Source organism: Rhodococcus sp. 05-2254-6, assembly GCF_002258565.1.
Lineage (GTDB): Bacteria > Actinomycetota > Actinomycetes > Mycobacteriales > Mycobacteriaceae > Rhodococcoides.
In genome coordinates, this window is record NZ_NOZF01000090.1 from 1 (window position 1) to 3,149 (window position 3,149).

Here is a 3,149-nt window from a genome sequence, read left to right on the forward strand (position 1 = left end):
ACGGCGTCGCCGCCACCATCGGCCTGAGCCAGCGCAACCGGTTGTGCATCTGGCTCCAGCGGCAACCCGCGACCGGCGGACTCGACCAGTCGAGCCGACGGCCCGCCGTCGGCAACTGCGAGTGGCTCCCACGTCAAGCAACCCACCGGGCGCTCCCCGGTATCGACGATCGTGGGAGCGGTCTCCGGAAACGTCGAAACCTCCAGCCCGAAGGACGTTTTGGGAGCATTCGCGAGTAGGTCGGGATTGACGGCTGCGATTTCCGGACTGCCCTGCGAATCGGTGAATTTCAGGAGCAGGGCCGCAGTTTCGTTGATCGCTTGTATTCCGTCCTCCAGAACCACGTAGTACTGGACGTCGCGACCGGCGACCTTGACGACCGAACCGATCGTCCGGCCGTCGAACGGAAACGTAGGAGCCTCACCCGCTCGCGGCACGAACGGTGCTGCGACGGGGGGTGATTCGGGCACGGAATTGAGCAGACCGGCACTGACCGGAGACGGTGTCGCGTCCTCGAGTCCGAGTGCCCGGACCACTGCCCTGTTGTTCAGGTCGACCGGCGATTTGGTGCCGTCGTGCACGAGATAGGCAGTGCCGTCCGATGTCCAGAGGAACGCCTCGGAATTGGCGAGCGCAGCCGTGCTTTCACCGAAGCGAGGATCACCCACCACAACCGTTGTCGAGGTCACTCCCGTGATCCGGTCGACGGTGTCGCAGACGGTCCACGTTTCTGCGCTGCCGTCACTGTCGTGCGGTAGCGCAGACGGAGCACCGGGAATACCCACCAGCGCCCCGCGGGGTCGTGCGGACAATTCGGATTCCTTGACCGTCAACGGGTCGTCGGGCTTGCCTACGATCAATCGAGCCGACGCGAGATTGAGCACCGGATGGAACACGTCGTCCACTTTCACGAACATCGCGGCCGAATCCTTGCCCACCACGATCGACGCGTTACCGATCTTGTCCTGCGGCCGAAACAGTGCCAGCGCAGCGCATCCCGCCAAGCCGATGCAGGCTACGACGACGCCCACGAGCAGTGCCCGCGACTGCGACTTCATCGGATCGTGCAGCATCCGAACGTCGCGTCTGATCAGCGCATGTTCCATTCTGCGGACGAGAAAGCGGTAACCGCCAACCTGCCACTTCGTTGTCGGCGTCGACGCCACGCTTCCTCCCCAGGATTGTGCGGACCCGATCCCCATTCGGGTCACGCGACACAGTACAGTTCGTCCGCACACCTCGGCGACCGCGTTGGCGTTCGTCGATGGGGCACTGTGACCTTCGGGGGGAGGGTTTCGATGACGCGTACCGGTCGAGCAGGGCGTGGGCGAGCCGCCGTTCCTTTCGTCGCGCCCACGGTGCGGCGGGTGATCGTGGCCGAGACCGCAGCCGTGGCGATCGGCTGGGCTCTGTTCGCGGCACACGTGAGACCAGGGCCGGCTCTGCTCGCTGCTGCGGCGGTAGCGCTCGTTCCGTTCGTCGCCGTTCGGCGCAGATCCGTCGTGGACTGGGTCCGGACCATCTGGCGGTTCCTCGCCGATCGGGTCCCTGACGTCGGCGTGAGCACGAACCACACCGACACGGCAGTCGGCCCGGTCGGGGTCCACTGGCAGCGCGACACCGTCACCTGCACCATCGAGATCGTCCCGCCCGGGCACGCCACCACGGTCCTCGGCAAGGCGAGCGCCGAGACGCAACACACGCTTCCTGTCGACGCGTTGGCGTCGTGTCTGCGACAGCACGACATCGAGGTCTGCTCCATCGACGTCGTTGCACTCGGATTCCGCAGCTCGGCAGGCTCGGTCGCCACCGAGGTGTACGAGTCACTCATCGGTCCGCTACCGGCAGTAGCGGTGCGAACAGTCTGGGTGGCAGTCACTCTCGACCTGCGTGCGAATGCTCGTGCGATCGGGGCCAGAGGCGGAGGCAGGGCCGGGGCAGCCCGCGCCGCTGTCGTCGCGACCACTCGCGTACATCGCGCTCTGAACGCCCACGGGCTGTCCTCACGACTGTTGACGAGCTCCGAAGTGCGATCGGCTGTGTTGCACCTGTGCCGAGGCGTGAGTATCGACGACCTGACCCAGACGTGGTCGACAGCACCCCTACCGGGTGCGTCGAGTACCGGCTTCGGAATCGATTGCAGCACAGTCACTGCCGAGGACATCGCGACCCTGTGGGCAACACCGTCCCTCGGAGCGACGCTGTCCTTCCGCCTGCAACCGACCCACGACACCGGGAAGGTGCGCATCCATGGGTCGTGCAGATTTGCCACTCGAACACCGATCACGAAGCCTCGTGTACGCGCGTTGACCTCGATGAGCGGGAGTCAACGCGACGGCATCCTGGCCCAGCTCCCGCTGGCCCTACCCGCCCTGGATTCGCTGTCTCCCAGCCGAATTCTCGATACAACGACGATGGACGAGCTGAAACTCCCGGTAGGCGGGTGCGGCCAGCTACTGGGATCCGACGCTCACGGACACGGTGTCGCGGTGCGGCTGTTCGGACCGGGCCTGACGCGAGTTCGGATCGCCGGAGAGCTCTACCTCGCCCAGCAACTGATCTTCCGCGCTATCGCCACCGGTGCCAGGGTTCTGGTCCGCACGGATCGCCCGCACGCCTGGAGCGCGATCCTCGACGCCATCGGCGCACCCGATCGATTACTAATCGACGGCACCACCACCCGATCCCGGCCGTCGTACGACGTGATCCTGATCGACTTCGCCGACGGTTCGGCACCGCCTGTGCAACAGGGGCTTTCGGGCGTCACCGTGATCTCGTTGTCCGAGCACCTACCGCGGACCGGCCGCCCCGAACAAAATCGAAGCGTGCCGCAGCCGGATCTGACGATCGTCCAGCCCCATGCGTCGGGGGATCGAATTCACGTCCGTTCCGGTCCACTCGACGTCGAGCTGACACTGGTCACGATTCCTCAGGAGACGGCGTTCATCGGCCGGCCCCGGAGTCTGCGCCCCGCGGTTCGTGCATGACCGATTCTCAGCCCGGGTAGTCGGCGCGCCCACGAGCGCCGGCCACCGCGTCGGCCCACCACACCAGCTGATCGAGAAGACGCCCCAGAGCGTCGACGGCCGCGGCATCGTCGATCCGTCCCGACTCGTCGAACCGCTTACGCACCCGGTGCAGCGACACGG

2 protein-coding genes are annotated in these 3,149 nt (G+C 66.1%); one reads left to right on the top strand and one right to left on the bottom strand.

The window, feature by feature from the left end; all coding sequences use genetic code 11:
- Window positions 1–1,166 (bottom strand): type VII secretion protein EccB (gene eccB, locus CH256_RS11040; RefSeq protein ID WP_094669614.1); only part of this gene is annotated, 1,166 nt, incomplete at its 3' end.
- 132 nt (window positions 1,167–1,298) lie between these two features.
- Between eccB and eccE the strand changes: the two genes are divergently transcribed.
- Complete coding sequence (gene eccE / locus CH256_RS11045; protein WP_094669613.1) at window positions 1,299–2,987, top strand: type VII secretion protein EccE; 1,689 nt, start codon at window positions 1,299–1,301, stop codon at window positions 2,985–2,987.
- Window positions 2,988–3,149: the final 162 nt, after the last annotated feature.